The following is a 25,478-nucleotide window of genomic DNA, read 5'->3' as shown; positions in this document are numbered from 1 at the left end:
TCACCGCCCCAGATAGACTTCGATGACCCGCTCGTTGGACGAGACCTGGTCGATGGTGCCTTCGGCGAGCACGGTACCCTCGTGCAGGCAAGTGACCTTGACGCCGAGTTCGCGCACGAACGTCATGTCGTGCTCGACCACCATCACGGTGTGGGTCTTGTTGATTTCCTTGAGCAGCTCGGCGGTGAGATGCGTCTCGACGTCGGTCATGCCAGCGACGGGCTCGTCGACGAGAAGCAGTTTTGGATCCTGGGCGAGCAGCATGCCGATCTCAAGCCACTGCTTCTGGCCGTGGCTGAGGCTGCCGGCGAGACGGTTGCGGGCCTCGGTAAGGCGGATCGTTTCCAGCACCTTGTCGATCTGCTCGGATTCCGCCCGGCTGCCGCGCCAGAACAGCGTAGCCTTGACGCTGTGGTCGACATTGAGCGCGAGCAGCAAATTGTCCTGCACGGTCTGGCTCTCGAACACGGTCGGCTTCTGGAATTTGCGGCCGATGCCGAGCTCGGCGATGCGGGTCTCGTCAAGCCGCGTCAGGTCCGTGACGCCGTCGAACAGCACGGTGCCTTCGTCGGGCTTGGTCTTGCCGGTGATGATGTCCATCATCGTGGTCTTACCGGCGCCGTTCGGGCCGATGATGGCGCGCATCTCGCCGGGCTCGAGCGTCAGCGAGAGGTTGTTAATGGCGTGGAAGCCGTCGAACGAGACGTGCACGCCGTCGAGATACAGCATTGCGGAGGTCGCGCGGGTGTCCATGACGTTCATTGCGCCTCCTCCGCCATTTTGGGTTCGGCGACGCCATCTTCGGCCGCGGCGCTCGCAATGGTCGCGGCGTCGCGCCTTTCCTTCGACGAGTCCCACCAGGCGTTGAAAGTGCCGACGATGCCCTTGGGCAGCAGCAGCGTCACCAGAATGAACATCGCACCCAGCATGAACAGCCAGTACGGCGCGAGCATGCCGGAGGTGAAGAACGTCTTTGCGTAATTGACGACGACGGCACCGAGCGCAGCGCCGACCAGCGTACCGCGGCCGCCGACCGCAACCCAGATCACCGCCTCGATCGAATTGCCGGGCGCGAATTCGCTCGGGTTGATGATGCCGACCTGCGGCACATAGAGCGCGCCGGCGACGCCTGCCATGCAGGCCGACACCGTGAACACGAACAGCTTGTAGGATTCGACGCGGTAGCCGAGGAAGCGCGTGCGCGATTCGGCATCGCGCACCGCGATCAGCACCTTGCCGAGCTTGGACGAGACGATGGCGCGGCAGATCAGGAAGCCGGCGATCAGCGCCAGGCAGCTCAGCGCGAACAGCGCAGCACGGGTGCCTTCGGCCTGCACGTTGAAGCCCAAAATGTCCTTGAAGTCGGTCATGCCGTTGTTGCCGCCGAAGCCGAAATCGTTGCGGAAGAAGGCCAGCAGCAGCGCATAGGTCATCGCCTGGGTGATGATCGACAGATACACGCCCGTGACGCGGGAGCGGAAGGCGAGCCAGCCGAAGCAGAAGGCGAGCAGGCCCGGCACGATCAGCACCATCAGCGCGGCAAACCAGAACATGTCGAAGCCGTACCAGTACCAGGGCAGCTTCGAATAGTTCAGGAACACCATGAAGTCAGGCAGGATCGGGTTGCCGTAGACGCCGCGGCTGCCGATCTGCCGCATCAGGTACATGCCCATCGCGTAGCCACCGAGCGCGAAGAAAGCACCGTGGCCGAGCGAGAGGATGCCGCAATAGCCCCAGATCAGGTCGATCGAGAGCGCCAGGATGGCGTAGCAGACATATTTGCCCCAGAGCGCGACGAGATAGGTCGGCACTTGCAGGAACGAACCCGCGGGCAGCAGCAGGTTGGAGAGCGGGATCAGGATGCCGCAGGCCACGACGACCGCAAGGAAGATCGTCGCGCCGCGGTCCAGCGATCGCGTCAGCATGTGAGGGGTCATGCTTCCACCGCACGGCCCTTGAGCGCGAACAGGCCGCGCGGCCGCTTTTGAATGAACAGGATGATGAGAACGAGGATGGCGATCTTGCCGAGCACGGCGCCGGCGACCGGCTCCAGGAATTTGTTGGCGATGCCGAGCGTGAAGGCGCCGACCAGCGTGCCCCAGAGATTGCCGACGCCTCCGAACACGACGACCATGAAGCTGTCGATGATGTAGCTCTGGCCGAGATTGGGGCTGACATTGTCGATCTGCGACAGCGCCACGCCGGCGATGCCGGCAATGCCCGAGCCGAGGCCGAAGGTCAGCGCATCGACCCGCGAGGTCGCGATGCCCATCGAGGCCGCCATGCGGCGGTTCTGCGTCACCGCGCGCATCTCGAGCCCTAGCGCCGTGTAGCGCAGCATCGCGAGCAGAATGACGAACACCGCGAGCGTGAAGACAAGGATCCAGAGCCGGTTATAGGTAATCGTGATCTGGCCGAGCTCGAACGCGCCGCTCATCCAGGAGGGGTTGCCGACCTCGCGGTTGGTCGGGCCGAACATGGTGCGCACCGCCTGCTGCAGCACCAGCGACAAGCCCCACGTCGCCAGCAGCGTCTCCAGGGGACGGCCATAGAGAAAGCGGATGATGCTGCGCTCGATCACGACGCCGAGCGCGCCCGCCACCAGGAAGGCGAGCGGCACCGCGATCAGCAGCGAATAGTCGAACAGGCCGGGATAGCGGGTGCGGATCACCTCCTGCACCACGAAGGTGGTGTAGGCCCCGATCATCACCATCTCGCCATGCGCCATGTTGATGACGCCCATCACGCCGAACGTGATGGCAAGCCCGATTGCAGCAAGCAGCAGCACCGAACCCAGCGAGAGGCCGTACCAGGCATTCTGCACCATCGACCAGACCGCGAGCGAACTCTGGATCGAGCCGATTGCGCTCGCGGCAGCCTTGGTCACCGAGGCCGGCTGGTCGCCCATGCCGGTAAGCAGCGCCATCGCCTCCTGGTCGCCGCGCGCCTTGATGGTGGCAACGGCTTCGAGCTTCTCGACCTCGGTGGCATCAGGCTTGAACAACAGGATCGCCGCGCGGGCGTCGCCCAGCGCAGCTTTGACGGATCGGTTGGTTTCCTTGGCGAGCGCGCCATCGATGGCTTCGAGCGACGTCTCCTCATGCGACTTGAAGACGGATTGCGCGGCCTGCAGCCGCGCTCCGATGTCCGGTGACTGCAGCGTCAGGCTGCCGATCGCGGCATCGACGCTGCGGCGCAAGCGGTTGTTGAGGCGGACCGCGCTTGCACTGTCGGGCACGCTCGCCACAGCCAGGCCGGTCGCGGCATCGATCGACTTGCCGTCGGTGCCGGTGACGTAAACCTTCTTGCTATCCGGGTCGGCCATGAGTCGGCCGTCCTGAAGCGCGCTGATGATGGGGAAAGCCAGCTTGTTGCCGCTGCCCGCGACCACGCCGATCGCCTCTTCCGTGTCGGAATAATCGTCGTTGGCGAATTTGGCGACCGCATCCTCGAACGGGCCGGCCAAGGCCGGCAGTGCGAACGCGATCAGGAACAACGAGAGCAGGAGCGAACAGAGGCGGGCGGACAAATTGGCTGGCACTGTGAAAGACCCCGGCAGAAAAGGGTGGAGAAGGCGGCGGGATCGCCGCCTTCTCCGATCGTGCAATGGAGCGTCAGATCCGGATCAGGAGCCCGAACCGAGGCACTTGTTGGTCTTGGTGTTGAAGTTGCCGCACTTCTTGCCGACCCAGTCGCCGACCAGGTCCTTGGAGCCATCGAGCTCCTTCGACCAGGCGTCGCCTGCGACAAGACCCGGGGTCTTCCACACCACGTCGAACTGGCCGTTGGCTTTGATTTCGCCAATGAACACCGGCTTGGTGATGTGATGGTTCGGGAGCATCTTGGAGGTGCCGCCGGTCAGGTTCTTGGCTTCGATGCCCGGGAGCGCATCGATCACCTTGTCCGGATCGGTCGACTTCACCTTCTCGACCGCCTTGACCCACATGTCGAAGCCGATCACGTGCGCTTCCATCGGATCGTTGGTCACGCGCTTCGGGTTCTTGGTGTAGGTCTGCCACGCCTTGATGAACTTCTCGTTCTCCGGCGATTTGATCGACTGGAAGTAGTTCCAGGCGGCGAGATGGCCGAGCAGCGGCTTGGTGTCGATGCCGGCGAGTTCTTCCTCACCCACCGAGAACGCGACGACCGGGATGTCCTTCGCCTTGATGCCCTGGTTGCCGAGCTCCTTGTAGAAGGGAACGTTGGCGTCGCCGTTGATGGTCGAGACCACCGCGGTCTTCTTGCCGGCCGAGCCGAACTTCTTGATGTCGGCCACGATCGTCTGCCAGTCGGAATGACCGAACGGCGTGTAGTTGATCATGATGTCTTCCTGGGCGACACCCTTGGACTTCAGATAGGCTTCCAGGATCTTGTTGGTGGTGCGGGGATAGACGTAGTCGGTGCCCGCGAGCACCCAGCGCTTCACCTTCTCGTCCTTCATCAGATAGTCGACGGCGGGGATCGCCTGCTGGTTCGGCGCGGCGCCGGTGTAGAACACGTTGCGCTCGCTCTCCTCGCCCTCGTACTGCACGGGGTAGAACAGGATGCTGTTCAGCTCCTTGAACACCGGGAGCACCGACTTGCGCGACACGGAGGTCCAGCAGCCGAACACCACCGAGACCTTGTCCTTGGTGATCAGCTCGCGCGCCTTCTCGGCGAACAGCGGCCAGTTCGAAGCGGGATCGACGACGACGGCTTCGAGCTTCTTGCCGTTGACGCCGCCCTTCTTGTTCTGCTCGTCGATCAGGAAGAGGATGGTGTCCTTCAGCGTGGTTTCGCTGATGGCCATGGTGCCGGAGAGGGAGTGAAGCACGCCGACCTTGATGGTGTCGTCCGCGGCTTTCGCACCAGAAATGGAAGCCAGACCAAGCATCAGTCCGGCGGTCGCGGCGAGAACGCCACGGCGGCTAAATGGCGCCGCTATATCGTGAGTGGATTTGCTATGCATGAGTGTCTCATCTCCCTGACGCAGACGTGAAAAACGCTGCGAAACGGCCCCAACGGCCGCCTGCGATTAACGGATTCGCAAGAACCGTGCCATGGATTAGACACCAACTAAGCCATTGGCTTTGTTGCTAAAATGGACGGAAAACAAAGCCTCGCCATGACCGCGCCGCCTAAACACTGAGCAAATCGAATGTATGCGAATGTGGCAGACGGGCTATTTTTTGAGCAAATTTGCCACTCTGGCTAAATTTCCGGCATAACTATTTCTGCACCGCGATCGCCATTTGGGGTGAGCCTGCCTTGAAAGCGCCGCCTCAATGTTCCATATGGAGGGCGAGGTCTCTTGCGAATCAGAGACCGTTGCGAGCCGCGTGTTCTTAAGCCCTTACGGGCGTCTGGCTTGCCCCATCCCATCAAGCCATCCGACACCCCAAACACGCAGGTGTCCCTCTCGACACCCTTTTGCGCGCGCCGCGCCGAATGCGCCGGGCGCCCGCTTTTGACATGGAAAGAACCCATCTTTTGACTTCGTTTCAGGATTTCGGCCTCGCCGAACCCATCGCTCGTGCTCTCACCGAAGAGAACTACGTCACCCCCACCCCGATCCAGGCCCAGACGATTCCGACCGCGCTGACCGGCCGCGACGTCGTCGGCATCGCCCAGACCGGAACCGGCAAGACCGCGTCCTTCGCGCTGCCGATCCTGCACCGCCTGCTCGAGAATCGCATCAAGCCGCAGCCGAAGACGACCCGCGTCCTGGTGCTGTCGCCGACGCGCGAGCTGTCCGGCCAGATCCTTGACAGCTTCAACGCCTATGGCCGCCACATCCGTTTGTCCTCGACACTCGCCATCGGCGGCGTGCCGATGGGCCGTCAGGTCCGCTCGCTGATGCAGGGCGTCGAGGTGCTGGTCGCCACCCCCGGCCGTTTGCTCGATCTCGTGCAGAGCAACGGACTGAAGCTTGGAAGCGTCGAATTCCTCGTGCTCGACGAGGCCGACCGCATGCTTGACATGGGCTTCATCAACGACATCCGCAAAATCGTCGCCAAGCTGCCGATCAAGCGGCAGACGCTGTTCTTCTCGGCCACCATGCCGAAGGACATCGCCGAGTTGGCCGACGCCATGCTGCGCGACCCCGCCCGCGTCGCGGTGACCCCGGTCTCCTCGACCGTGGAGCGCATCCAGCAGCGCATCATCCAGGTCGACTTCTCCGCGAAGCCGGCCTTACTGGCCAAGCTGCTGAAGGACGAGCCGGTCAACCGAGCCCTGGTCTTCACGCGCACCAAGCACGGCGCCGACAAGGTCGTAAAGACACTCGAGAAGGCGGGAATCCCCGCCAGCGCCATCCACGGTAACAAGTCGCAGAACCATCGCGAACGGACGCTAGCCCAGTTCCGCACCGGTGAAATCCGCACGCTAGTCGCCACCGATATCGCCGCTCGCGGCATCGACGTCGACGGCATCACCCACGTCATCAATTTCGACCTCCCCAACGTGCCCGAGACTTACGTGCACCGCATCGGCCGCACCGCGCGCGCCGGCGCCGAGGGCACCGCGATCTCGCTGGTCGCGGGCGGCGAGGAACTTGCCTATCTCCGCGACATCGAGCGGTTGATCAAAGTGACGCTGCCGCGCGAAGACCACCGCACCGACGCGGGCCGCCGCGATGCGGGTCCTCCCCCGTCCCAGCAACGTCAGGGCCGGCCCAGCCGCCCAGGCCAGCGTCCGCACGGCGCACGGCATGGCGACGGGCGGCGTGCAGACGAAAGGCATGCTGACGGTCGTCACCACAGTGCCGCCAAGCAGGGCGACGGAAGGCCCGGCGAGGGACGTCATGGCGACGCCAGGCGTGCTGACGCACGGCCCGGCAGTGGCCCGAAGGCTTCGAAGACTCCTCGTCGCGACCACACCGGAGGCAAGGCGCATTCTTCGCCAAACGGCCGTCCGGAACAGCGTTCCGCGCATAGCGCCGGGGCGTCTGATGGGATACAAGGCGTTGCCTTTTTGCGCCGCGAGAGTCGGCCGAACGGCCAACCGAACCGCAAACCCCATTCGCACTAGCCGTCCACGACCTGGAGAAATTCATGGCTAAGGAAGAGCTGATCCAGTTCGAAGGACTGGTCACCGAAATCCTCCCCGACGCGCGCTACCGCGTGCAGCTCGACGCCGGACACGAGATCGTCGCCTACACCGCCGGCAAGATGAAGAAGAACCGCATCAAGACTCTGGCGGGCGACCGCGTGACGGTGGAGATGTCGCCCTATGACCTCGAAAAGGGCCGGCTGATTTTCCGCCACAAGGACGAACGTCCGAGCGGGATGGGCGGACCTCCGCGTCCCGGACAGCGCGGCGGCCAGTTCCGCCGCCGCTAGGGGCTCGGCGCGCGAGCGCGAACCTAAGATTCCGACCTGCATGCTGATCCGCCGTGACCATCACGGCGGATCAAAAAATCGTGCACGTCAGCATTGTTTTGGAGCTCTGTTTCCAATAAAATGAACTAATCGATTTTCGGCCGGACGACATTAGCATCCACCGGTACAGCCGGTTCAGACACGCTGACGACCCTTCCAAAAATTCGATCTAACCTGTCCGCGCAAGCGGGCTCTGACATTGTGTTATCTGAGAAGGGACTACCCCCATGAGCATGGGAACCGTGAAGTGGTTTAACGCGACCAAAGGCTTCGGCTTCATCCAGCCCGACGATGGCGGCCAGGACGTGTTCGTCCACATCAGCGCTGTGGAACGTGCGGGCCTCGGCACGCTGCGCGAAGGTCAGAAGATCTCCTACGAGATCGTGGCCGACCGCCGTTCCGGTAAGTCGGCAGCGGACAACCTTCGTTCCGCCGGTTGAGCCTACCGCTTACGGCCCCGATCGGCTCGAGCGAACAAATCAAAAGAAAAGGCCGGGCGCGATGCCCGGCCTTTTTTCTAGTTTAGGGGGCACGGCGACGGTACACCGTCGTAAGGAACGCAGGTGACCTGGCGCGGCCGCGTGTAGGAGACATCGCTCAGCGTGATGCCCGACTTCAGGACGAATTTGACGGAAGGCGTGTAGAGGTAACTCGCCTCACTGTAAATGAGGTAGGTCTTCGCGATCAAGAGCGTCGGCGGAATCATCGAGGTGACCGTGGTATCAGGCGCCAGAGACGGAGGCGCGTCCGTCACCGTGGCCTGCGTCGCGCCGTTCGCAATGGTGGCGGACTTGCTCCATTTAATCGTGGCGACTTTGCTTGAGTCGATATAGATCTGGGCAACCGTACCGTTCACGAGCGTAGCGTCATACGGCATGATCATCGATATGCTTGCCGTGAACGTGTCCTGCATGGCCGGACCGTTGGTCGCGATCGACTGCGACGTCAAGTCGGACAGCGTCCGTGCAATCATCGTAACTTTGCGATCGATCGCCACGGCCGATGAAAATTCGACGGTACCGAAGAACATCACCAGCATCAGCGGCACGATGACCGCGAATTCGGTCGCCGCGATCGCGCGCCTGTCGGCGACGAAGTCGCGGACGGAACTACTGGCATTTTTCCAGATATTTGCAATCGCCTGCATCGGTGGGCTCGGATCCATCTGTCTCAGAAGGGTTCATTCTTGAAGGCCGCAGTCGCAATCAGCAGCCGCTTGTTGCTGCAGCCCATGTTGAAGCCAAGGCCCGTGACGAAGAGCGGCCACTGATAGAACAGCCGCACCACGACGACCTGGTTGGCGGCCCCGGCACTGTACTGCACGCCGGTTGGATTGAAGCTGCAGGAATCGCCATAGTTGGTGAGGCTTAGCGCTCCGAACGAGCTTGTACTCACGACGTCGACGTAGAGCTTGGTGCAATCAAACAGCGCCGGGATCTGATTGCAGACGTAAGCCTTGAACGTCGTTTGCGAGCAGGGTGTGCTCACGCCGGACACCGCGCAGGCTGTTAGCGTGCCGGTTTGCGCCTGCCCGGTCAGCAACACGCGTGCAGAATTCTGCGCGGCACTCTCGAGCACCTGGCTCGCCAAGAACATCAGCGCCGACTCGATGATGGCGAACAGCAATGCGAAAAACATCGGCGCGACGAGCGCGAACTCGACGGCTGCGGAGCCGCGGCGGCTGCCGCGAAACCGGCGCAACGTGGCGAGGAGCGTGAATCTCGTAGGTGCAGGCGAAGGCATCAAATTCCCCAGCAGCAGCAGCAATCATCTGCCATGTTCAATAGCGGAAACTGATTGTTTAAGTGTTCAGGCGATCCGCACCCGGCGGCCCGGGCCGTTAACGGCGGGTTAACCGCAAACGACCCAGGGCACGGAGACGAGGGCATGGGGCGGGGCATGGAGACGAGGACGCGGAGAGAGAAACTCGCGCGCGTGCGTCGGGCGAGGACGATCCTTGCCCCGGCAAACCTGCCAATCAAACTCGCTGGTTGGTCTTACTTGGTTAGTCTTGCTCAGTTCGTCTTGGTCAGTTCGTCTTGGTCAGTTCGTCTTGGCGCCCGCACCGGCATTGCCGCTGGCCGTGCTGCTCAACGAACCGGCCTGACTCATCGTGTTGTTGAAGTAGGTGTCGCTGTCGCCGAGCGTCACGCGACGCTGGCAAATCGGCATGCAGCTGTAGGACTCGCGGTCGATCCCGCGATAGACGGTGACGAGCCGATCGCTCGGACCTTCGACCTGGATCTGGCGATCGACCAGGATCTCGCCGCCCCGATCGAGCGCGATGAAATTGGTGGCGCCATAGCCCTTTCCGGTCACGACGATCATGCCACCGGGCTGGAGCGTGACGTCGGCGATCATGGGATTGCCGACCACGATGGTCGCCACCTTGCCGGGCAACCGCACCAGCTTGGCCTGGTCGACATTCACGGCAATGGCATCTGCGGTCGGCTCGGCAATGACGACAGCCGGCGATGCCAGCACCGCGGCCGCAACCAGAAGACAGACGCGCGCACGACGGCGCAGCAATTGTTTACGCATACTCTTACCCCCGGGACGTCACAAACCGGCAGAAGCAATCACATAACAGCCGAGCCGGTGCCCGACCCGGCTAACCTGCCCTCAATTCGTGAACGTTCCGCAAATTCGCCGACTATTGTTTGAACGGACTGGCGTTTCGCGGCCCTCGAGAACCTAGCGGCGGAACGGATAGGCAAGCTGCCCTCCGATTTCCTTCGGCATGGTGGCTTCATCCTTGCCGTAATCCTGCGGCAGTTGCCCCTCGGGCATGCGGAAAGTGCCGAACAGCACATCCCAGATCGGGAACGTGCCGGCAAAATTGGTGTCCCCGCCCTCTGCGAGCGCGGTGTGGTGCCAGCGGTGGAACACCGGCGTCGCCAGCACATATTTGAACGGCCCGAAGGTCCAGTTCAGGTTGGCGTGCACGAAGGCCGAATGGAAGGTCGTGAACGGGGCGAGCCAGACCATGGCGTTCGGCGAAATGCCGGCCATCAGCAGCACGACGTCGACCGCGATCGTACCAAGCACGAGATTGACTGGATGGAAGCGGGCCGCAGAAATCCAGCTGATCTCCTCCGAAGAGTGATGGATCGCGTGGTACTTCCAGAACCCCCCGCCGTGGAACAGCCGGTGCAGCCAGTACAGCATGAAATCGGACAGCACCAGGAACAGCATGGCCTGGACCCAGAGCGGCAATAGCGCCAGCGGGCCGTGGCCATTGTCGTAGAAGGCGATGAGCTCGTCGGCATCATGGATGTTGAAGACGAAGCTCGCACCGACGATCAGAAGGCCGATCCGCATGACGCGTGCGAACACCGGAACGACAAACCAGTAGCAGATGTCCGTGACGATCTCCCGCTTGCGCCACCAGGGTGCGCCGGGATTGCAGGCCCAGACATGCTCGAGCACGGTGAAGACCACCGCGAGCGCGAAGGTCGTGGGGATCACCTTCGCGATGGTCTCGCCGAGCATCAGGGCGATTTCCATGGGCAGGCTCGACATCGTCGCCTCTCTTGCGAATTGCTGGTCGTACCTACGCGTACTCCCCTAAATTTAAGGGACGGTGAAGCCGGTGCCGCGCTTGCTGCGCATCCGGAACCGGAACGAATTGCAGATTGTGGCCTTAAGGCGAAATTCACTCTGGCCAGCGGCAAGCGCGTTTGCCCGACCTAATTAACTCTCCCGAAAGAGCTCGGATCTCATGGTCATTGCGTCAAGCACAACGCCGAACGAGGCGATCCCACCCCAGATGGAGTTTTGTTCATGAAGAACCTCATTGCGCGTTTCGCGAAAGATGAATCCGGCGCCACCGCCATCGAATACGGTCTGATCGCCGCCGGCATCGCGCTGGCCATCATCACCGTCGTCAACAATCTCGGCACCACGCTGAACGCCAAGTTCACCTCGATCAGCAGCTCGCTGAAGTAAGCGATCGACGAACGACGGCAAAAGCCCCGGGCCTCCGGGGCTTTGTGTTTCAGACGGCGAGTTCCAGTGGCGTTGAGCAAGTACAGAACCGATGCCGCGGTCGCGGCAAATGCGGCGGAGGCCACGCAGACCGGCTCGCCGGTCTACTGGGTCTGCCTTGCCCTGCTGCTTGCGACCGTCGCGCTCGCCGCACGCATCGCCTCCCTTTGGTGAGCACGCCTTCGGCTGGTTCCACCCCTCGAGCCGCTGCCGCCGTTTTCGGTTTGTTTAGCACTGCCGGCTAGAATCCGGCGACGCCAGCTCCGCGGCGAACCCAGGCCTCAAGACGCAGCCCATGATCCTCGACCTTGCGCGCCTTCTGCTCTTCCCGGCCCTGATGGCGTTTGCCGCCGCAAGCGACCTCTTCACGATGACGATCTCCAACCGCGTATCGCTGGCGCTGGTCGCCGGCTTTTTCGCGCTCGCTCTCGCCGGTGGCATGGCACCTTACGAGATGCTGAGCCATGTCGGCTCAGGCACGCTTGTCCTGGTCGTGGCCTTCACCTGTTTTGCGATGGGTTGGGTCGGCGGCGGCGATGCCAAGGTCGCGGCCTCCGTCGCACTTTGGTTCGGTTTCGCACAGCTGATGAACTTCCTGCTCTACGCCTCGCTGTTCGGCGGGGCGCTGACGCTGCTCCTGCTCCAGTTCCGGCAGTGGCCGCTGCCTTACGGGCTCGCCGGCCAAGCCTGGCTCGCGCGGCTGCACGCCAAGGAGAGCGGCATTCCCTATGGCATCGCGCTCGCACTGAGCGCGCTGATGGTCTACCCGGAGACCGAATGGGTGAAGGCGATCGATCTCGCTCACCTCGCATTGCGCTGAACGCATCGGGTAAACCCGGCGTTAAGGCGATTTAGATACGCCTCATTAACCATGCTTTGACGAATAGCTGGTCAACTGCCGATTACGGCGGCGTCAGCGTCGCGGCGTTTGGTGGAAAGTGAAGCGTATGAATAGGGCACGCATTGTCGTCCTGACGGTCGCCATCTGCGCCGGCGGTGTCGCCGCGTATCTGGCGAGCGGCTCGGACAATTCTGCGCCGCCTCCGGCTCCGGTCGCGCAGCTTCCCACCGTCGACGTCCTGGTCGCCAAGAACGACATCGGCCTCGGCCAGACCGTCAAGCCGGAAGACGTGCAATGGCAGACCTGGCCGTCCGCGACCGCCAGCGCCACCTTCATTCGCCGCAACGAGCGCCCCGAGGGCGTAACCCAGGTCACCGGCTCGATCGCACGATCCCCCTTCATCCAGGGTGAGCCGATCCGCGACCAGAAGCTGGTCAAGGCGGAAGGCTCCGGCTTCATGGCAGCAATCCTGCCCACCGGCATGCGGGCGATCTCGACCGAGATCTCGCCGGAAACCGGCGCAGGCGGCTTCATCCTCCCCAACGACCGCGTCGACGTGCTTCTGACGCGCCGTCTCAAGAACCCGGACCAGAACAGCGGCGCTCCCGATGTGGTCACGTCCGAGATCATCCTGGCCAATATCCGCGTCCTGGCCATCGACCAGGCGCCGAAGGAGAAGGACGGGCAGAACGCGGTGGTCGGCAAGACCGTCACCCTCGAGCTCAATCCTGCGCAGACTGCGACGCTCTCCTCGGCACGCCAGAGCGGCACGCTGTCGCTGGCGTTGCGCAGCATCGTCGACGTCAAGCTGAGCGAGATCACGCTCGATGATTCCGCGCAGAAGCGCGATGGCGTCTCGATCATTCGGTACGGTATCCCAAGCTCGACGGCGAAGGCACGATGAGGACTGTCGACATGAAATGCAGGGCGAATTTGGCGACGATGCGAACCTCTGTGGTCCGCGCCCTGTCGTTTTCGGCCGCCGTCGCGCTCGCGCTCAACCCGGTGCTGACCCCTGTGGTCGCCGCCGATTATCGCCCTGTGGCGCAGGCTGCGGCCGACGGTCAGATGAACGCGCGATTCCTCTCGCTCGGCATCGGCAAGTCGATCGTGATCGACCTTCCGCGTGACATCAAGGACGTGCTCGTCGCCGATCCCAAGATCGCCAATGCGGTCGTCCGCTCGGCGCAGCGCGCCTACATCATCGGCGCCTCGATCGGCCAGACCAACATCGTGTTCTTCGATTCAGCCGGCCAGCAGATTGCGGCCTATGACATCGCGGTCAAGCGCGACCTCAACGGCGTGCGGGCCGCGCTGAAACAGGTCCTGCCGAATTCAGACATCCAGATCGACGGCCTAGGCGACGGCATCATCCTGACCGGTTCGGCCGCGAATCCAGCCGAAGCCCAGCAGGCCAACGACCTCGCTGCGCGCCTCGCCGGCGGTCCCGAGAAGGTCGTGAACTCGATCGTGGTCCGCGGCCGCGACCAGGTCATGCTCAAGGTGACAGTCGCCGAAGTGCAGCGCAGCATCATCAAGCAGCTCGGAATCGACCTCACCGCCAACCTCAGCTACGGCACCTCGGTCGTCACCTTCAGCAACTCCAATCCGTTCACGGCTCTCGGCCATAACCTCGTCGACAGTAACAACCTGACCACCAAATTCGGCGGGGCGCCGTCGGTGCAGGCCACCCTGCGAGCGATGGAAACCGCGGGCGTGATCCGGACGCTGGCCGAACCGAACCTGACCGCGATCTCCGGTGAATCGGCAACATTCATCGCCGGCGGTGAATTCCCGGTGCCCGCCGGCTACGCGTGCGACCCCACCACGCACGTTTGTACCACCCAAATCAGCTTCAAGAAGTTCGGCATCTCGCTCAACTTCACCCCCGTCGTTCTCACCGAGGGCAAGATCAGCCTGCGGGTGATGACCGAGGTCTCTGAGCTCTCGAACGAGAACGCGATCACGCTGTCCCAAGCCGTGACCTCGACCTCGGTCAACTCGCTTACGGTGCCCTCGATCAAGACCCGCCGCGCAGAAACCTCGCTGGAAATTCCCTCCGGCGGCGCGATGGCGATGGCCGGCCTGATCCAGCAGCAGACCAAGCAGGCGGTCAGCGGACTGCCGGGTCTGATGCAGCTCCCGGTCCTCGGCACGCTGTTCCGCAGCCGCGACTTCGTCAACAACGCGACCGAGCTGGTCGTGATCGTGACGCCCTATATCGTTCGCGCAGTTGCGCAAAAGGATCTGTCGCGGCCGGATGATGGCTTCTCCGCGCCTGCGGATCCGCAGGCCGAACTGCTCGGCAACATCAACCGCATCTACGGCGTGCCCGGCCGGAGCGAACCGGCCAAGAACTACCGTGGCACCTACGGCTTCATCACCGACTGAGGCGGAACGGGGACTTCATGAAGATCACTAGACCACCCCAGATTCGCAGGCGCGCCATCCACCTCGGCGGCGCGCTCGTCGGCATGGCGCTCGCCCTTGGCGGTTGCCAGCACGACGAAGCGGTCACGGCCTCCATTCCCGACGACTACAAGCAGCGCCATCCGATCGCCATCGAGGAGCAGAATCGCTCCATCGTCGTCTTCGTCGGCCATGCCCGCGGCGGCTTGACCGCGGCCCAGCGCGCCGACGTGATGGGCGTCGCTTCGGCCTGGATGCACGAAGGCACCGGCGCGATCCGGATCGACGTGCCGTCCGGCACGCCCAACGCGCGTCCGGTCGCGGACACCATGCGTGAAATCCAGGCGATCCTGTCGGCGGCGGGCGTTCCGCCGCGCGGCGTCAGCGCCCGCTCTTACCAACCGGAGGACAAGCGCTTCCTGCCGCCGATCCGGCTCACCTATTCCAAGATCGCGGCGGTCGCGGGCCCCTGCGGCCTGTGGCCGGAAGACATCGGCCCTTCGATGAAGAACAAGAGCTGGTTCGAGAACAAGGACTATTACAATTACGGCTGCGCCTATCAGCGCAACCTCGCGGCGATGGTCGACAATCCGTCGGATCTCGAGCAGCCGCGGCCCGAAACGCCGTCCTACACGCCGCGGCGGACCGCCGCGTTCGAGAAGTATCGCAAGGGAATGCCGACGGCGGTCGCCTATCCCGAGGCCGACAAGGCCAAACTCAGCGACACCGGCAGATGATCAGCTACGCTCGCCAGCCCCAAGAAGAACAGTCCGAGGCATCGCTCCCGCCGGTCGAGGAGCATATTGCGCCGGCGCCCCGCGTTTCCGTCCAGGCTTTCTGCGAGACCGTGGAAACGGCGGCCGCCGTGCAGTCGGCCGGCGAAGATCGCCGTCTCGGCAAGGCCCATCTGAAGATCCAGATGGGCGGTATGGCGGCTGCGGTGGAAGCCTACCGCTCGGCACCCACGCCGAACGTGATCGTGCTCGAAAGCGACGGCCGCAACGACCTCCTGGGCGGGCTCGACCATCTCGCGACCGTCTGCGACGCCGGCACCCGCGTGGTCGTGATCGGCCGCATCAACGACGTCACGCTCTACCGCGAGCTGGTGCGCCGCGGCGTCAGCGACTACGTGCTCGCGCCGGTCGGCGCGATCGACGTCGTGCGCTCGATCTGCAACCTGTTCTCGGCGCCGGAAGCCAAGGCCGTCGGCCGCATCATCGCGGTGGTTGGCGCCAAGGGCGGCGTCGGCGCGTCAACTATCTCCCACAATGTCGCCTGGGCGATCGCCCGCGATCTCGCGATGGACGCGGTCGTCGCCGACCTCGACCTCGCCTTCGGCACGGCCGGGCTCGACTATAACCAGGATCCGCCGCAGGGCATTGCCGACGCCGTGTTCTCGCCCGATCGCGTCGACACCGCCTTCATCGACCGCCTGCTGTCGAAATGCACCGACCACCTCAGCCTGCTGGCGGCGCCGGCGACGCTCGATCGGGTCTATGATTTCGGCGCCGACGCTTTCGATGCCGTGTTCGACACGCTGCGCTCCACCATGCCCTGCATCGTGCTCGACGTTCCGCACCAATGGTCGGGCTGGACCAAACGCGCCCTGATCGGGGCGGACGACATCCTGATCGTGGCGGCGCCCGACCTCGCCAATTTGCGCAACGCCAAAAACATGTTCGATCTCCTGAAAGCCGCGCGCCCCAACGACCGGCCGCCGCTCTACTGCCTGAACCAGGTCGGCGTGCCGAAACGGCCCGAAATCGCCGCGGCGGAGTTCGCCAAGGCGATCGAGAGCCAGCCCGTCGTCTCGATCCCGTTCGAGCCGCAGATCTTCGGCTCGGCGGCCAATAACGGCCAGATGATCGCGGAAATCTCGGCCAACCATAAGTCGATCGAGATGTTCCTTCAGATCGCCCAGCGCCTGACCGGCCGCAGCGAAACGAAGAAGCAAAAATCGTCCCTGCTTTCACCCCTGATTGACAAGTTGCGGGGAAAATAGGTCGCCGCATGGAGTTTTTAAGTGTTCGGTAAGCGTAGCGGAACAGACGCCGACGCCCGGGCCCCGAAGCCCGGTGCCGTGTCGCCAGAGCCTGCCCAGGCTCCGGCGCCCGCCGTGTCGCGCTTGCCGCAGCCGACAGTCTCGTCGCCGCCGCTTGCCCCGGCGAAGCCTGCGCCGACCATGGAAGCCCGCCGCTCGGACAATTATTACGAGGTCAAGGCGACCATCTTCGGCGCGCTGATCGAAGCCATCGACCTCGCCCAGCTCGCCAAGCTCGATTCGGAGTCCGCGCGCGAGGAAATCCGGGACATCGTCAACGAGATCATCGCGATCAAGAACATCGTGATGTCGATCGCCGAGCAGGAAGAGCTACTCGACGACATCTGCAACGACGTCCTCGGCTACGGTCCGCTGGAGCCGCTGTTGTCGCGCGACGACATCGCCGACATCATGGTCAACGGCGCCGACACCGTCTACATCGAGGTCGCCGGCAAGATCCAACGCACCGGTATCCGCTTCCGCGACAATCAGCAGCTCCTCAACATCTGCCAGCGTATCGTCAGCCAGGTCGGCCGGCGCGTCGACGAATCCTCGCCGATCTGCGACGCGCGCCTGGCCGACGGCTCCCGCGTCAACGCCATCGTGCCCCCGCTGTCGATCGACGGCCCCACGCTCACCATCCGCAAGTTCAAGAAGGACAAGCTGACGCTCGATCAGCTCGTCAAGTTCGGCGCAATCTCGCCGGAAGGCGCGGAAATCCTCCAGATCATCGGCCGCGTCCGCTGCAACGTGCTGATCTCCGGCGGTACCGGCTCGGGCAAGACCACGTTGCTCAACTGCCTGACCAACTACATCGAGCACGACGAGCGCGTCATCACCTGCGAAGACGCCGCCGAACTCCAGCTCCAGCAGCCGCACGTAGTGCGACTGGAAACCCGCCCGCCCAACATCGAGGGCGAAGGCCAGGTCACCATGCGCGAACTGGTGCGCAACTGCTTGCGTATGCGTCCCGAGCGCATCATCGTGGGCGAAGTCCGCGGACCCGAGGCGTTCGACCTGCTCCAGGCCATGAACACCGGCCATGACGGCTCGATGGGCACGCTGCACGCCAACAATCCGCGCGAGGCGCTATCGCGCTGCGAATCCATGATCACGATGGGCGGCTTCTCCCTGCCTTCACGCACCATCCGCGAGATGATCTGCGCCTCGATCGACATCATCGTCCAGGCAGCGCGGCTGCGCGACGGTTCGCGCCGCATTACCCACATCACCGAAGTGATGGGCATGGAAGGCGACACCATCATCACCCAGGACGTCTTCCTCTACGACATGGTCGGCGAGGACGCCAACGGCAAGATCATCGGCCGGCACCGGTCGACCGGAATCGGCCGCCCGAAATTCTGGGAACGCGCCCGCTATTACGGCGAAGAGAAGCGCCTTGCCGCGGCGCTCGACGCCGCGGAAGTGGCGCCGCCGACGTGAGCAGGTCAGCACAGCCATGAACATGCAAGTCCTTGCCCTCGCCTTCCTTGCCACCGCGACCGTCGGCGGCCTGGCCTGGGTCTTCCTTTATCCGATGCTGTCCGGGGAACGGAAGGCCGAGAGCCGCCGCGCCTCGATCTCGCGCGCCGAGGCGCCCACGGCCCGCGCCGCCGAGAAGACACAGCGCTCGCGCCGCGAGCAGGTCGAAACCTCGCTCAAGGATCTCGAGGCGCGGCGCCAGCAGGAGAAGAGCGTATCGCTCAGTGTTCGCCTGTCGCAGGCCGGCCTCGACTGGACGCCGCAGAAATTCTGGATCGCATCCGCCGTCGTGGCGGGCGTGCTGTTCGCAGTCGCCTTGTTCATCGGCGGCGGCCTGCTCGGTGCCGCCGGCTTCGCTTTTGCCGGCGGGCTCGGTCTGCCCCGCTGGGCGCTCGGCTTCCTGAAGAAGCGCCGCGAAAACAAGTTCCTGGCCGCCTTGCCCGATGCCGTCGACGTCATCGTCCGCGGCATCAAGGCGGGCCTGCCGCTGTTCGAATCGATCAAGGTGGTCGCCGCCGACGCGCCAGAGCCGCTACGCTCCGAGTTTCTGTCCATCATCGAGACGCAGGCGATCGGCATGCCGCTCGGCGAGGCCTGCACGCGACTCTACAATCGGATGCCGCTGCCCGAGGCCAATTTCTTCGGCATCGTCATCTCGATCCAGCAGAAATCGGGCGGCAACCTCTCCGAAGCGCTCGGCAACCTCTCGAAGGTGCTGCGCGACCGCAAGAAGATGAAAGAGAAGATCCAGGCGATGTCGATGGAAGCCAAGGCCTCGGCCGGCATCATCGGCTCGCTGCCGCCGATCGTGATGTTTCTCGTCTACCTCACGACGCCGGGATACATCTCGATGCTTTGGACTCATCCCACCGGCCAGCTCATGCTGGTCGGCTGCGTCGTCTGGATGTCGATCGGCATCATGGTGATGAAGAAGATGATCAATTTCGACTTCTGATGGTGCCTTATGGTAGAGTTCCTCGTTGCGAAACTTCACGACGTTCACTTCATGACGATGCTGCTGGCGGCCATCGCCGCCAGCGCCACCGTCTATACGCTGGTGATGCCGCTGTTCGCCGGCGAGGGCCTTTCCAAGCGCATGAAGGCGGTTGCGAACGAACGTGAGCGCATCCGGCAGCGCGAGCGCGAGCGCCTCCACAAGAGTGAAAAAGTCTCGCTGCGACAGACGCCGAAGCAGCTCGTCTCGAAGGTCGTCGATGACTTCAACCTGACCAAATGGCTCGCGCAGGAAGCTGCGCGGGACAAGCTCATCATGGCGGGCTATCGAGGCCAGGCGCCCTACATCACCTTCCTGTTCGCCCGCCTGGTTGCCCCGATCGTGCTATTCGTCGGTTCGGTCATCTACGTGTTCCTGATCGCGCACATGCAGCAGTCGTTGCCGATCAAGATCGGCATCTGCGTCGGTGCGGCCTATCTCGGACTTCAGGCGCCAATGCTGTTCCTCAGGAACGCGATCTCCAAGCGCCAGCTCTCGATCAAGCGCGCCTTTCCCGATGCGCTCGACCTGCTCCTGATCTGCATCGAATCCGGCATGTCGGTCGAGATGGCGTTCCGGAAGGTCGCGGTCGAAATCGTGAGCCAGTCGATCGCGCTGTCCGAGGAGTTCACCCTGACCACGGCCGAGCTGTCATATCTGCAGGATCGCAAGGTCGCCTACGAGAACCTCGCGCGGCGCACCGGGCTCGAGGGCGTCAAGTCGGTATGTCTCGCGCTCCAGCAGGCCGAGCGTTACGGCACCCCGCTCGGTCAATCCTTGCGAGTGATGGCGCAGGAAAATCGCGACATGCGCATGAACGAAGCCGAGAAAAAGGCCGCAGCACTGCCGCCGAAGCTGACGGTACCGATGATCCTGTTCTTCCTGCCGGTGCTGTTCGTCGTCATCCTCGGGCCGACGGGGATCAAGGTCACCGAGATGCAATGACGTTAGACGCGGACCGCGCACGGTCCGCGGGCGCCTTCAAGATTGGAAGATCAAGACTCGAAGATCACGTCTGATCAGTCGGGCTGGCCGAGCGAGGCGACCGGAATCCGCTTCGGCGCACCCCGCCGGACGTCGTTGCGGGTCAGCATTTCCTTGAGATAGGCGACGTTGGCCACAGCCTGGTCCGGCGGCAGGTCCGCTTTCACGATGGTCTCGGCTTCGGCGAAGCGGCCCTGGAGACCGACGACCAGACCGAGATTCTGCCGCACCCGCGCGTTTGCGCGCGGCGAGGCATAGGCTTGCCGCAGGGCGTCTTCGGCCTTCGGCAGGTCTCTCGACAACATATAGGACAGGCCGAGATTGGAGAGCACACCGGGATCGCCAGGCGCGATCTTGAGCGCGCTCGCATAATAGGAGCGCGCTTCCTCGTGACGGCCCATCTGATCGAGCGCCGTCCCCTGTACCGAGAGCAGGCGCCAATCCGGGTTATCGGGCGAATGCGCCTTCGACAACACGTCGAAGGCTTGCTGGAAATTGCCGTTGTCGGAGAGCGCGCGGCCGTATTGGGCCATCAGCGCCTTGTTGCCGGGATTGGCGATGGTCGCCTGCTCGAGCACGGCGGCGGCCTGGGCGTGCTGGCCGTTGGCGCGCAAGGCCTGACCGTAGGCGAGCGCCGCATCGGCGTCTTTGGGATTGGCACGATAGCGCTCGCCATAGACTTCGGCAGCACGCGCGGGATCGGTGGGAGCGGCTTCCGCTCGCGGCCCGACCGAGCCCGTGACGTCGGAGAGTTTCGACATCGCCGTGCAGCCGCCGAGGCCCATGGCCACCGCCGCGACCAGCGAGGTGGACGCGAAAAGCCGGGCAAGACTGAGCCGTCCAAGACTGAACCGTTCAAGACCGAACCGTTGACGCATGACGCTTTGACTCTCGAGCCGATTGATCGAGCCGAACGCGCCAGCAATAGACTGTTAACCCTAACGGCCGGTTAATTCCCCGGACCCGCGTCCCTCACTGCGGCGCCGGCGGCGGGACCTTGCCGCCGAGACCCGGATCGAGACCGAGCGCCTTTGCCTGCTCGTTCAGGTCTCGCAGCAATTGCAATCGTTGCCGCGTCTCGATCTCGAGATCGATACCCGGGCGCGCCACCCTCGGCAATTCGCGCCGAAGGTCGTCACGATTGACCAGACGCCTCGCGCGGAGCTCGTCGAGCTGAAAATCGTCGATGCCGAGCACATTTGCAGATTGTTCGATCAACCGACGCAGCAGCGATGTCACCGTGGCCGCGGCGTCGACCTCATGCTTGCGTGCGGATCTCGATAACTTGCTTTCGAGATCTGCCCAGACGTGGGAGGTGACGAGATAGACGTGGAGCAAATCGGCCCAATCCGCCTCGCCATCGGCATAGAAGGCGCGGCGCAGCAGGAGCCGGCGGGCGAATGCCGCGACCTGATCCCGTTTCAGCGTCGTGCATGCGTCGATCTCGATGCCCGACTGGACGGCCGGATCTCGGGAAAAATCCCGCCCGGCCGGCAGCCCGACGACGCCGTGCGGCAGGTTGGAATCGAGGAGCCTGAAGACACCATCCTTGCGCGGACGTGAGTAGCGGGCGATCGCGAAGCGATACTCGGTGCGGCCGCCATGGGACATCGGATGGGACATCGGGCCGAAATGGATGACGTTGAAGCCGGCGTCGTCACCGGCCTGCCCGGTCGATGACGGACAGGACAAGACGTAGATCGTGCGCCAGAATGCTTCATCGCTCTCGCTCGACATGGCGCGCGGATCGGGAATCGAATAGCGCGTCAACCCTTCGACATGCCGGTGTCCGTGCAGAACCAGATCGACGTTGAGCGATGTCGCCGCTTCGAGGAAGGTCGCGGGCGCGGCGAGATACATCAGCGGTTCGTCGGGCACGCCGAGAAACCGCTTTCCTTCTCCGGTCGCCTGCGGCAGTGGATGATGGTGCAGCGCCAGCACGCGCACGAGGTTTTCCACCGGCTCGGCATAATCGGCGCGGCCGCCCGAGCCGAGGCTGCCCGCGAGCTCGACGCTCAGCCGCGCGGAATCCGAAACCATGGCGTGATAGGCGCTCTGGTCGACGTTGCCGCTCGCGAGCGTCGTGAGGCTCGCGCGGTTGGAATCCAGCAGCACCAGATCGAGGCCGGCCTGACGGTAGTAGACGCTCTTCGAGGTCCGCGGCAAATGCAGGTAATCATAGACGTCGTAGCGGCCTGCACGCTGGCTCGAGCGCTTGACGTCGTGATTGCCGGCGATTGCCTGGATGTCGGTGAACAGCCCGGTCTGTCGGAAGGACGCGATGACTGCGAGCGCTTCGTCGAGCGCAGGCGGCGTCGGGTCGTCCACGATATCGCCAGTGATCAGCAGGATGCGATCGGGAATGTCCGCGAAGTCCGCCATCCTCTCGCGAATTGCGGCATTGAGCGTCTCGATCGTCGCAAGCAGTCGACCAGACCCGTCCAGATGCAGGTCGGAAATCTGTACGATGACGAACGATCTATCCATTTTGCGTCGCTCATTTGCGAATGTCGCGCCGCGCAAACGATGAGAGAAATGCCTTCGACGATCAGATTCAGGCCGGTTTCAACCCAGGCCGTGATGAGCCAGGTAGCAATGACTTTCGCCACGTGCAGAACCCGCACGACACAATCTAAAATATTGGCCAATAATGCCACAACCGCAGCGCTAGTAAAGCCCCGCGGCCGCTCGCGCGAACCGCGGATCTTGGCATGAGATACGGGGCCCGCCCGATGATGGTTTCGCACACTTGATCAATATTCGATGGCGAGCCGCTTGCGGATTTCGTCAATGCGCTTGTCCAGTGCATCGAACCGCGCGTGAACGGAGCGGTCGTGGAGATAGAAGGCGTAACCGCCGGCAAGGAACGCGAATATCCAATGATGATGCTCGACATAGCCAAAAATCGCCTCGACCGCCTGGCCGATGAATGTGACCACGCTCCACACAAATTCCATTGCATTTCCTCCCGGCCGGCTTTGTCGTCGGCCGCCGGAGATCTCCGCACCCGACGGCCGTTGCCGGAACCTAGCATGGCCCCCTTGCTGCGAGTAGCGGATCGCTGAACGGTGGCAGCAAAGCTGATTGCGGCGGCGGCAAAACTCTGCGAAATCTCGTCCGTTCGTATGACCCGCTCGATCTGGATCCGGACCCGCCAATGCCTTCTGTCTTCGAGACGTCGCCTACCGCCATCCCGATCACCTTCGTCACCAAGTCGAGCTGGGATCAGGTCGCCGAGGGGCTACCGGCGGCGCAACGCCAGTTCGCCATTGCGAGCGCCTTTACCGCAAAGCCGGGCGGCTATCTCGCGCTGCCCGCGCTCGATGGCGCGATCGCGCAAGTGCTGTTCGGGCTCGAGGACGAAGGTGCAAGATCGCGCGACCTGTTCCGACCGGGCGCCCTGCCCGGCCTGCTGCCGCCGGGCATCTATCGCTTCGCCAATGCACCGCACGATGCACGGCTCGCCGCACTCGCCTTCGCGCTCGGCAGCTACCGCTTCGCCCGGTACCGCAAGGCGGATCGCCCCGAGGTCCGCCTCGTGCCGCCCGACGGCGTCGACGCGACCGAGATCAACCGCATGGCGGACGCCGCAACACTGGCGCGCGACCTCATCAACACGCCGGCCAATGACATGGGGCCGGAGGAGCTGGCCGCGGCCGCGCAGGATCTCGCCGCCGAATTCGGTGCAAGCTTTGCCTGCACCATCGGTGACGACTTGAAGACGAATTTTCCGCTGATCCACGCCGTCGGCATGGCATCTAGCCGCGCGCCGCGGCTGATCGACATCGGCTGGGGCGACCCGGCCCATCCCAAGGTGACGCTGGTCGGCAAGGGCGTCTGCTTCGACACCGGCGGGCTCGACTTGAAACCGTCGAGCGGCATGCTGATCATGAAGAAGGACATGGGCGGCGCCGCCAACGTGCTGGCGCTGGCGCGCATGGTGATGGATGCGAAGCTGAAGGTGCGACTGCGCGTGCTGATTCCGGCCGTGGAGAACGCGGTCGCGGGCAATGCCTTCCGCCCGCTCGATATCTTCACCTCGCGCAAGCGCATCACGGTCGAGATCGGAAATACGGACGCGGAGGGACGGCTGGTGCTCGCCGACGCGCTGGCGCTGGCGGACGAGGAAAAGCCGGACCTGCTGATCGATCTCGGCACGTTGACGGGAGCGGCACGCGTCGCGCTGGGGCCGGATTTGCCGCCCTTTTACACCAATGATGAGGCGCTGGCCGCCGACGTCGCACGATGCGCGGCGAGGGAGAACGATCCGTTGTGGCGCATGCCACTGTGGCCGCCTTACGATGCGTGGCTGGACTCCAAGACGGCCACCATCACCAACGCACCGTCAGGCGGCTTTGCCGGCTCGATCATCTGCGCGCTGTTCCTGCAACGCTTCGTCGAACAGGCCAAGAGCTGGCTGCATGTCGACATCTACGGCTGGACGCCGTCGGCGAAGCCCGCACGCCCCGAGGGCGGCGAGTGCCAGGCCGCGCGCGCGATCTACACATTGTTGAGCGAGCGCTATGCGTGATCCGGGACGAGATCCAAGGCTGACACCGTCGCGAGGCGACCTCGCCGCGAAGTATCTCGAAGGCACGGTGCAGGCGGATCGCTTCGTCACGGGCGAGGAATTCGAGATGATCGAGGCGATCGCGCCCGTGCGCGAGCAGCCGTCGCCGAACGCGATGCTGATGACGCAAGCGTTGCGCGGCGAGCGCGTCACGGTCTACGACCGCAACAGCGAAGGCTGGGCATGGGGTCAGCTTTCCGGTGACGGCTATGTCGGCTGGCTGCCGGACGCAGCGCTCATGAAGCCTGCGGCCGCGCCGACCCACATAGTCAGGGCTTTACGAACCTTTGCCTTCCCCGGCCCCTCGATCAAGCTGCCGCCGGCGGACACGCTGGTGATGGGATCGAAGATCGCGGTTGCACGCGAGGACGGCAGCTTCGCCGTGACGGGCGACCGACAATATCTGCCCAAGGCCCATCTCGCCCCGCTTGGCCATCGCGAGCCGGATTTCGTCGCAGTCGCCGAGCGTTTCGTCGGCACGCCCTATCTCTGGGGTGGCAAGAGCAGCCTCGGCGTCGATTGCTCCGGCCTCGTCCAGATCTCGCTGACATCAGCGGGCATCGGCTGCCCGCGCGACAGCGACATGCAGCAGGCCGGCCTCGGCCGCGCGCTGGAGCCGCATGAGCGGAGCAGCTTGCTGCGCGGCGATCTCATTTTCTGGAAGGGTCATGTCGCCATCGTCCGCGACGCCGACACTATGGTCCACGCCAATGCGCATCACATGGCAACGGCGATCGAGCCGATCGAGCCGGCCATCGCAAGGATCAAGCAAGCCGGCAGCGAGGTCACCGCGATCAAGCGGCTCTGACGGA

The 25,478-nt window shown here is 63.7% G+C and carries 26 protein-coding genes; 15 read left to right on the top strand and 11 right to left on the bottom strand.

What is annotated here, in order from left to right:
- The 4 genes from urtD to urtA form a co-directional block, all read right to left on the bottom strand.
- The gene (urtD, locus tag ABIB80_RS07270; RefSeq protein ID WP_007599801.1) at window positions 1–762 is read right to left on the bottom strand and encodes an urea ABC transporter ATP-binding protein UrtD; all 762 of its coding nucleotides are present in this window, start codon (window positions 760–762) and stop codon (window positions 1–3) included.
- Window positions 759–1,937 (bottom strand): urea ABC transporter permease subunit UrtC, encoded by a 1,179-nt coding sequence (gene urtC / locus ABIB80_RS07265; protein ID WP_007599799.1) that lies wholly within the window; start codon window positions 1,935–1,937, stop codon window positions 759–761. The genes urtD and urtC overlap by 4 nt, the downstream gene beginning before the upstream one ends.
- A complete protein-coding gene (urtB, locus tag ABIB80_RS07260; RefSeq protein ID WP_354127157.1) occupies window positions 1,934–3,541 on the bottom strand; it encodes an urea ABC transporter permease subunit UrtB in 1,608 nt (535 codons plus the stop codon). The genes urtC and urtB overlap by 4 nt, the downstream gene beginning before the upstream one ends.
- An 84-nt stretch (window positions 3,542–3,625) precedes the next feature.
- On the bottom strand, window positions 3,626–4,948 hold the full coding sequence (urtA, locus tag ABIB80_RS07255; protein WP_007599797.1) for an urea ABC transporter substrate-binding protein: 1,323 nt from the start codon (window positions 4,946–4,948) through the stop codon (window positions 3,626–3,628).
- Between the two features lie 479 nt (window positions 4,949–5,427).
- On the opposite strand from urtA, the gene ABIB80_RS07250 reads away from it, so the two are divergent.
- The 3 genes from ABIB80_RS07250 to ABIB80_RS07240 all read left to right on the top strand — a co-directional run bounded on the left by ABIB80_RS07250 (window position 5,428) and on the right by ABIB80_RS07240 (window position 7,798).
- Window positions 5,428–7,008 (top strand): DEAD/DEAH box helicase, encoded by a 1,581-nt coding sequence (locus ABIB80_RS07250; protein ID WP_051058446.1) that lies wholly within the window; start codon window positions 5,428–5,430, stop codon window positions 7,006–7,008.
- A gap of 23 nt (window positions 7,009–7,031) precedes the next feature.
- On the top strand, window positions 7,032–7,319 hold the full coding sequence (gene infA / locus ABIB80_RS07245; protein WP_007599789.1) for a translation initiation factor IF-1: 288 nt from the start codon (window positions 7,032–7,034) through the stop codon (window positions 7,317–7,319).
- Between the two features lie 266 nt (window positions 7,320–7,585).
- Window positions 7,586–7,798 carry a cold-shock protein gene (locus tag ABIB80_RS07240; protein ID WP_007599788.1) on the top strand — a complete coding sequence of 71 codons (213 nt, stop codon included), beginning with the start codon at window positions 7,586–7,588 and terminating at the stop codon, window positions 7,796–7,798.
- Between the two features lie 77 nt (window positions 7,799–7,875).
- On the opposite strand, the gene ABIB80_RS07235 is transcribed toward ABIB80_RS07240, so the two are convergent.
- From ABIB80_RS07235 to ABIB80_RS07220, 4 genes are all read right to left on the bottom strand, one after another.
- The gene (locus ABIB80_RS07235; protein ID WP_007599787.1) at window positions 7,876–8,505 is read right to left on the bottom strand and encodes a TadE/TadG family type IV pilus assembly protein; all 630 of its coding nucleotides are present in this window, start codon (window positions 8,503–8,505) and stop codon (window positions 7,876–7,878) included.
- Between the two features lie 23 nt (window positions 8,506–8,528).
- The gene (locus tag ABIB80_RS07230) at window positions 8,529–9,101 is read right to left on the bottom strand and encodes a TadE/TadG family type IV pilus assembly protein (RefSeq protein WP_007599786.1); all 573 of its coding nucleotides are present in this window, start codon (window positions 9,099–9,101) and stop codon (window positions 8,529–8,531) included.
- 300 nt (window positions 9,102–9,401) lie between these two features.
- Window positions 9,402–9,899: a pilus assembly protein N-terminal domain-containing protein gene (locus ABIB80_RS07225; RefSeq protein ID WP_007599785.1), complete on the bottom strand. Its 498-nt coding sequence runs from the start codon at window positions 9,897–9,899 to the stop codon at window positions 9,402–9,404.
- 153 nt (window positions 9,900–10,052) lie between these two features.
- Window positions 10,053–10,880 carry a sterol desaturase family protein gene (locus ABIB80_RS07220; RefSeq protein ID WP_007599784.1) on the bottom strand — a complete coding sequence of 276 codons (828 nt, stop codon included), beginning with the start codon at window positions 10,878–10,880 and terminating at the stop codon, window positions 10,053–10,055.
- A 261-nt stretch (window positions 10,881–11,141) separates the two neighbouring features.
- On the opposite strand from ABIB80_RS07220, the gene ABIB80_RS07215 reads away from it, so the two are divergent.
- The 10 genes from ABIB80_RS07215 (at window position 11,142) to ABIB80_RS07170 (ending at window position 20,057) form a co-directional block, all read left to right on the top strand.
- Entirely contained in the window at window positions 11,142–11,306 is a 165-nt protein-coding gene (locus ABIB80_RS07215; RefSeq protein WP_007599783.1) for a Flp family type IVb pilin, read from the top strand.
- 72 nt (window positions 11,307–11,378) lie between these two features.
- On the top strand, window positions 11,379–11,519 hold the full coding sequence (locus tag ABIB80_RS07210) for a hypothetical protein (RefSeq protein WP_198288341.1): 141 nt from the start codon (window positions 11,379–11,381) through the stop codon (window positions 11,517–11,519).
- A 121-nt stretch (window positions 11,520–11,640) separates the two neighbouring features.
- Entirely contained in the window at window positions 11,641–12,165 is a 525-nt protein-coding gene (locus tag ABIB80_RS07205) for an A24 family peptidase (RefSeq protein WP_007599781.1), read from the top strand.
- Window positions 12,166–12,292: 127 nt separating this feature from the next.
- Window positions 12,293–13,090, top strand: a complete 798-nt coding sequence (cpaB, locus tag ABIB80_RS07200; protein ID WP_007599779.1) for a Flp pilus assembly protein CpaB — start codon at window positions 12,293–12,295, stop codon at window positions 13,088–13,090.
- 11 nt (window positions 13,091–13,101) lie between these two features.
- Entirely contained in the window at window positions 13,102–14,577 is a 1,476-nt protein-coding gene (locus ABIB80_RS07195; protein ID WP_007599778.1) for a type II and III secretion system protein family protein, read from the top strand.
- A 17-nt stretch (window positions 14,578–14,594) separates the two neighbouring features.
- The gene (locus tag ABIB80_RS07190; RefSeq protein ID WP_007599776.1) at window positions 14,595–15,332 is read left to right on the top strand and encodes a CpaD family pilus assembly protein; all 738 of its coding nucleotides are present in this window, start codon (window positions 14,595–14,597) and stop codon (window positions 15,330–15,332) included.
- The gene (locus ABIB80_RS07185) at window positions 15,329–16,597 is read left to right on the top strand and encodes a CpaE/TadZ family protein (RefSeq protein WP_007599774.1); all 1,269 of its coding nucleotides are present in this window, start codon (window positions 15,329–15,331) and stop codon (window positions 16,595–16,597) included. The genes ABIB80_RS07190 and ABIB80_RS07185 overlap by 4 nt, the downstream gene beginning before the upstream one ends.
- Before the next feature lie 21 nt (window positions 16,598–16,618).
- A complete protein-coding gene (locus ABIB80_RS07180) occupies window positions 16,619–18,079 on the top strand; it encodes a TadA family conjugal transfer-associated ATPase (protein ID WP_007599772.1) in 1,461 nt (486 codons plus the stop codon).
- A 16-nt stretch (window positions 18,080–18,095) separates the two neighbouring features.
- Window positions 18,096–19,073, top strand: a complete 978-nt coding sequence (locus tag ABIB80_RS07175; protein WP_007599770.1) for a type II secretion system F family protein — start codon at window positions 18,096–18,098, stop codon at window positions 19,071–19,073.
- 9 nt (window positions 19,074–19,082) lie between these two features.
- Entirely contained in the window at window positions 19,083–20,057 is a 975-nt protein-coding gene (locus ABIB80_RS07170; protein ID WP_007599767.1) for a type II secretion system F family protein, read from the top strand.
- Window positions 20,058–20,131: 74 nt separating this feature from the next.
- Here the strand turns inward: ABIB80_RS07170 and ABIB80_RS07165 are convergent, their stop codons facing one another.
- From ABIB80_RS07165 to ABIB80_RS07155, 3 genes are all read right to left on the bottom strand, one after another.
- On the bottom strand, window positions 20,132–20,974 hold the full coding sequence (locus ABIB80_RS07165) for a tetratricopeptide repeat protein (RefSeq protein ID WP_007599765.1): 843 nt from the start codon (window positions 20,972–20,974) through the stop codon (window positions 20,132–20,134).
- A 94-nt stretch (window positions 20,975–21,068) separates the two neighbouring features.
- A complete protein-coding gene (locus tag ABIB80_RS07160; protein WP_007599764.1) occupies window positions 21,069–22,583 on the bottom strand; it encodes a metallophosphoesterase family protein in 1,515 nt (504 codons plus the stop codon).
- Window positions 22,584–22,849: 266 nt separating this feature from the next.
- Window positions 22,850–23,053, bottom strand: coding sequence for a hypothetical protein (locus tag ABIB80_RS07155; RefSeq protein WP_007599763.1), 204 nt, complete (start codon window positions 23,051–23,053; stop codon window positions 22,850–22,852).
- Between the two features lie 200 nt (window positions 23,054–23,253).
- Between ABIB80_RS07155 and ABIB80_RS07150 the strand changes: the two genes are divergently transcribed.
- The gene (locus ABIB80_RS07150) at window positions 23,254–24,627 is read left to right on the top strand and encodes a leucyl aminopeptidase family protein (RefSeq protein ID WP_007599762.1); all 1,374 of its coding nucleotides are present in this window, start codon (window positions 23,254–23,256) and stop codon (window positions 24,625–24,627) included.
- A complete protein-coding gene (locus ABIB80_RS07145) occupies window positions 24,620–25,474 on the top strand; it encodes a C40 family peptidase (RefSeq protein WP_354127156.1) in 855 nt (284 codons plus the stop codon). The genes ABIB80_RS07150 and ABIB80_RS07145 overlap by 8 nt, the downstream gene beginning before the upstream one ends.
- Window positions 25,475–25,478: the final 4 nt, after the last annotated feature.

This window comes from Bradyrhizobium sp. i1.15.2 (assembly GCF_040548425.1).
GTDB lineage: Bacteria > Pseudomonadota > Alphaproteobacteria > Rhizobiales > Xanthobacteraceae > Bradyrhizobium > Bradyrhizobium canariense.
This window is presented reverse-complemented; position numbering and strand designations above follow the sequence as displayed.